The sequence below is a fragment of the Mycobacterium sp. genome (assembly GCF_052144515.1).
Classification (GTDB): Bacteria; Actinomycetota; Actinomycetes; order Mycobacteriales; family Mycobacteriaceae; genus Mycobacterium.
In genome coordinates, this window is sequence record NZ_JBKQQD010000490.1 from 1 (window position 1) to 5090 (window position 5090).

Sequence of the window (5090 nt, forward strand, 5' to 3'; positions counted from 1 at the left end):
TGGGCTTCCCCTGAAAACGTGAAGGCTTCCGTTATGCGGCCTCCGGTCGGATGGTCGCGATTTTCTCGTAGTCAACGGGTGGTAGCAACCCGGCTGAGCTGTGCCGGCGTCGGGTGTTGTAGAAGTCGTAGCACCAGGCGGTGATGACCTCTCGGGCCTGTGCCTTTGTCGCGAAGTGGTGCCGGGACAAGACCTCGTGTTCGAGGGTGGAGAAAAACGCCTCGGAGGTGGCGTTGTCGAAGCACGACCCGACGCGGCCCATCGACTGCCGTACCCCAAGGGTGCGGCATAACCTCATGAAATCATTTGCGGTGTAAGTAGATCCGCGATCGCTATGGAAGATCACGCCATCGATCACGGCGCGCCCGCCGCGCACCGCGGCGGCGATCTTCATCGCGTCACTGGCTAGCTCGGCGTCCGGGTGCTCCGACATCGGGCAGGCCAGCAACCGGCGCCCGCACAGATCCAGCACCGAGGCGAGGTAGAGCTTGCCCTCGTCGGTGGGGATATCGGTGATGTCACCACACCACTTCAGGTTCGGCGCAGCGGCAGTGAAGTCGCGTTTCAACAGGTCGGGAAACTTCGTGGCTTTCTTGTCTTGTCGGGTCAAGCCCCTGCTCCGCTTTGGCTTTCGACCTTGCAGGCCCTGCCGGCGCATGGACTCGGCGACGGTGTTCACACTGACCTTCCAGCCCTCGTCGAGCAGGTCGGCGTGGATGCGCGGCGAACCGTAGCTGCACTTGGAGGCCGCGAACAGCGTGGCCACCCGCGTGTCCAGCTCAGCCCGCCGGAGCTCCCGGTGGGTGGGCTCGCGGTCCACCCATTTGTAGAACCAGGAGATGCTCACACCCAGGATGGCGCAGCACGCCGCGTGTGGCACCTGGTAGAAGGTCCTCTGGTCGGCGATGAAGCGGGCCACACTCACTTCGTCGCCTCCTTCACCCATAATGCCGAGCACCGGATTATGCCGAGGACGCCGCTGAATCGTCTGCGCGGTAAGGGATCTGTGTCCACGAACTCGGCATAATCCCGGATCCCGTTGGTGACGAGACTTCTCTCCAGAAAGCGCATCTGGAGAGGAGAGGTCGTGAACAGTAGAGCGAAGCGGGTACGGGTTCGTGGGCCGTTGGGCCCGTATGCGGACGGGTTCCGCGCGGAGTTGGCCGCGCGGGGATATGAGCCGAGTTCCGCGGCGGGTCAGCTTCAGGTGATGGCGCACCTGAGCCGTTGGCTGGTCGATCGGGGCCTAGACGGACACGAGCTCACGTCCAGTGTTGTGGAGGAGTTCCTGCGGGCCCGACGCGTCGCAGGATACGGGCAGTGGCTCTCGGCGCGGGGCATGGCGCCGCTGCTGGATCATTTGCGTGAAGTCGGGATCGCCCCGGCCTGCTCGCCGGCCGTGGCCGACAGTGCGGTGGAGGTTCTGCTTGCCACGTACCGGGCCTATCTGGTCGAGGAGCGCGGGCTGGCCGCGTCGACAGTTCGCAACTACGTCGATGTGGCGCGCCAGTTCGTGTCGGAGTATTGCGCGTCGGGGCGTAGGGACCTGTGCGGCTTGACCGCGGCCCAGGTGAGCGAGTTCGTGCTGGCTAGGTGCAGGACCCATTGTGTTGGGTCGGCCGCGATTCTCGTTGTCGGGATGCGGGCGCTGCTGCGCTACCTGCATCTGACGGGAATCACGGCGACGGGGTTAGCAGGTGCGGTGCCGTCGGCGGCATCCTGGCCAGCGAGCTGTCTGCCACAGCCGATCGATCGGCGGCAGGCGGCGCGGCTGTTGTCTTCCTGCGACCGCCGAACCGCGTTGGGGCGCCGCGACTTCGCGGTGCTCACGCTGCTGCTGCGGCTCGGGCTGCGGGTCGGCGAGGTGGCAGCCCTGGAACTGACCGATGTGGACTGGCGTCACGGTGAGATCTTGGTTCGCGGCAAAGCCCATCGTGAGGAGCGGCTACCGTTACCGGCCGATGTCGGGCAAGCCGTCGCCGGCTGGCTGCGGCGAGGTCGGCCTCGGTGCGCCTCCACGCATGTGTTCACCACACTGATCGCCCCGCGAAGTGAACTGTCCGCCAAGGCGGTATCGGCGATCGTCCGACGGCGCGGGCAGCGGTCCGGCGTGGTGGTGACGGCGCATCGGCTGCGGCACTGTGCGGCAACCGAGTTGCTGCGTTCTGGCGCCAGCCTGCCCGAAGTCGGTCAGGTCCTGCGGCACGCCAGCATGCTCAGCACCGCTATATATGCCAAGGTCGATCACGCCGCGCTGTCAACGGTGGTGCGGCCGTGGCCGGCGGGTGCGCGGTGAGCGGCCTGCGTGGCGCGGTGGCCGACTATCTCACCGTCCGTCGCACGTTGGGTTTCAAGCTCGTCGGCGCGGGGCTGCTGCTCGAGCAGTTCGTCGACTTCGCCGACGCGGCCGACACCGACACGATCACCACGCAGCTGGCGGTGCAGTGGGCCACGCTCCCGCCGGGTAGCTCCTCGACCTGGCACGCACAACGGCTCAGCGTGGTGCGCTGCTTCGCCCGCTGGGTGCAGGCCTTCGATCCGGCCGTCGAGGTGCCACCGGTGGATCTGCTGCCGGCCCACACCAGGCGCGCCACGCCGTATCTGTATTCCGATGCCGATGTCGCCGCCCTGATGGCCGGGGCCGGGCGGCTGCGCTCGCCGCTGGCCGCCGCGACGATGCAGACGTTCATCGGGCTGCTGTTCGCCACGGGGCTGCGGCGCGGGGAGGCGCTGGGTCTGGACCGCGGCGATGTCGACCCGGCCACCGGCGTGTTGACGATACGTGAGGCGAAATTCCACAAGCCCCGACAACTGCCGTTGCATCCCTCCACGATGGCCGCGCTCACCACCTACGCAACGCGCCGGGACCGGCTGTGTCCGCGTCCGCATACGGACGCATTGTTGGTGTCCGCCACCGGTGCCCGACTGGCGGCCACCACGGTGTCGCAGACGTTCCGGACGCTGTTGCGCGAGAATGGGATCGGGCAACACTGCCCGGCGTGTCGCCCGCGCATTCACGACGCCCGGCACACCTTCGCGGTGAACACTTTGCTTGGCTGGTATCGCGATGATGCCGACGTGCAGGCGCGGCTGCCGCTGCTGTCCACCTACCTCGGCCACACCGACCCACGTCACACCTACTGGTACCTCTCGGCCGCCCCGGAACTGCTCGCCCTCGCCGCCGACCGGATGCAGCGCCACACCGGAGCGACGTCATGACCGCGCTCGCCCCGACCCTGCAGGCCTTCTTCACCGAACGCCTCGCCCGGCAGAAAAACGCCAGCCCGCACACCGTCGCCTCCTACCGCGACACCCTGCGGCTGCTGCTCGGTTTCGTTGCGGAGCGGACGGGCACACCGCCGGCCCGGATGCAGATCGAGGACCTCGACGCCCCGCTGATCGGCGCGTTCCTCGACCACCTCGAAGACCAGCGCGCCAACAGCGTGCGCAGTCGCAACACCCGCCTGGCCGCGATCCACTCGCTGTTCCGGTTCGCCGCGCTGCAACACCCCGAACACGCCGCGCTGATCGCCCGGGTGCTGGCCATCCCACCCAAACGCTACAACCGGGCGGTCGTGTGCTTCCTCGACAGTGAGGAGATCGAGGCGCTGCTCGCCGCCCCGGATACCAGCCGGTGGATAGGCCGTCGCGACCACGCGCTGCTGCTGGTCGCGGTCCAGACCGGGCTGCGGGTCTCCGAGCTGACCGGGCTATGCTGCCGCGACGTCCATCTCGCAGCGGGGGCCCACGTGCGCTGTGTCGGCAAGGGACGCAAACAGCGCTGCACGCCGCTGACCGCCCAGACAGTCTCGGTGCTGCGGGGCTGGCTGGCCGAACGACAAGGCCGACCCGAGGATCCGTTATTCCCGACCAGCCGCGGTCGGCCGCTCAGTCGTGACGCGGTCGCGCTGCTCGTCACCAACCACGCGATCACGGCGCGGCAGCGCTGCCCCACGATCGACGCCAAGACGATCACCCCGCACGTCCTGCGTCACTCGACCGCCATGACCCTATTGCACGCGGGCGTGGACACATCTGTGATCGCGCTCTGGCTCGGCCACGAGAAAACAGACACAGTCCAGATCTATCTGCACGCAGATCTTCGCCTCAAAGAACGCGCCCTCGCCCGCACCACACCCCTCCATGCGGCTCCGGGCCGATACCGACCCCCCCGACACCCTGCTCGCCTTCCTTGAGGCGCTGTGATTATGCCGAGTGCACGGACACAGATCCCTTACCGCGCAGACGATTCAGCGGCGTCCTCGGCATAATCCGGTGCTCGGCATTATGGGTGTTATCCCGAGATCGGGATAACACCCACAGGACCACGGATCGCTTGAGGACATCACGCTCCATCCGCAGCTCAGCCACCTCCGCGCGTAGGCGCTTCAACTCGGCCAGGTCGCCGGTCGAAAGACCCTGCGTTCCTTCGCGCTCGGCGCGGTCCTTGGCGACCCAGTTGCCCAGGGTGCCCTGGTTGATACCCAGGTCCCGAGCCACCTGGGCGATCGGCTTGCCGGTGTCCCGAACAATGCGGACCGCCCCCTCCCGGAACTCGGGATCGAACTTCCTCCGTGTCTCTGACATACCTATTCCTCATAGTGCATGCCTCCACGGTTTCGGGGGAGGTCCACGACACCACCTTCGTCGGCCATGAGTCGTTGTTAGCAAGGGGAGTGGTAGGACCACGCATCGACACCGGTTAGAAATCATGGCCGACACTGACAAGAGTCCGGTGAGACTGGTCGACTAGCGCTGGCTATGAAGCAGTCCTGGTGCGGGCTATCCTGCCCATATGTGGAGGCCTCTGAGTGGACATCGTTGACGTTGAATCGGCAGTGGCGGCCTTGCGCTGAAAAGCGTGCTATCCCACTGATATTGGGGGTCATCACGCTCCTGCTGAGTGCATGCGACGTCATCTCCGCCTCTGGTTATGACGATCCACGGGGCTACGACACCGCGGCCCTGAAGTTGGTGTTCTCGATGGGCTCGGGCCAGTGCCTCAACAGATTCACGTATAGCTCCAAGCTGGCGTCGGCTCCCCCGAGAGTCGTTTCCTGTGGTAGCCCGGACGCCCGAATCCGCAACGA

Annotated in this window: 5 protein-coding genes; 3 read left to right on the top strand and 2 right to left on the bottom strand. The window is 66.5% G+C overall.

The window, feature by feature from the left end:
• Positions 1 to 31: 31 nt before the first annotated feature.
• The gene (locus ACLP9N_RS33065; RefSeq protein ID WP_442411343.1) at positions 32 to 925 is read right to left on the bottom strand and encodes an IS3 family transposase; all 894 of its coding nucleotides are present in this window, start codon (positions 923 to 925) and stop codon (positions 32 to 34) included.
• Between the two features lie 162 nt (positions 926 to 1087).
• Here ACLP9N_RS33065 and ACLP9N_RS33070 point away from each other — a divergent pair, with 162 nt between their 5' ends.
• Genes ACLP9N_RS33070 through ACLP9N_RS33080 form a run of 3 tightly spaced genes read left to right on the top strand, consistent with a single transcriptional unit; the run spans position 1088 to position 4196 of the window.
• Positions 1088 to 2296, top strand: coding sequence for a tyrosine-type recombinase/integrase (locus ACLP9N_RS33070; protein WP_442411344.1), 1209 nt, complete (start codon positions 1088 to 1090; stop codon positions 2294 to 2296).
• On the top strand, positions 2293 to 3219 hold the full coding sequence (locus ACLP9N_RS33075) for a tyrosine-type recombinase/integrase (protein ID WP_442411345.1): 927 nt from the start codon (positions 2293 to 2295) through the stop codon (positions 3217 to 3219). The genes ACLP9N_RS33070 and ACLP9N_RS33075 overlap by 4 nt, the downstream gene beginning before the upstream one ends.
• Positions 3216 to 4196 carry a tyrosine-type recombinase/integrase gene (locus tag ACLP9N_RS33080; RefSeq protein WP_442411346.1) on the top strand — a complete coding sequence of 327 codons (981 nt, stop codon included), beginning with the start codon at positions 3216 to 3218 and terminating at the stop codon, positions 4194 to 4196. Before ACLP9N_RS33075 ends, ACLP9N_RS33080 begins: the two co-directional genes overlap by 4 nt.
• Before the next feature lie 10 nt (positions 4197 to 4206).
• Here the strand turns inward: ACLP9N_RS33080 and ACLP9N_RS33085 are convergent, their stop codons facing one another.
• Complete coding sequence (locus ACLP9N_RS33085; RefSeq protein ID WP_442411347.1) at positions 4207 to 4587, bottom strand: transposase; 381 nt, start codon at positions 4585 to 4587, stop codon at positions 4207 to 4209.
• Positions 4588 to 5090 lie beyond the last annotated feature (503 nt).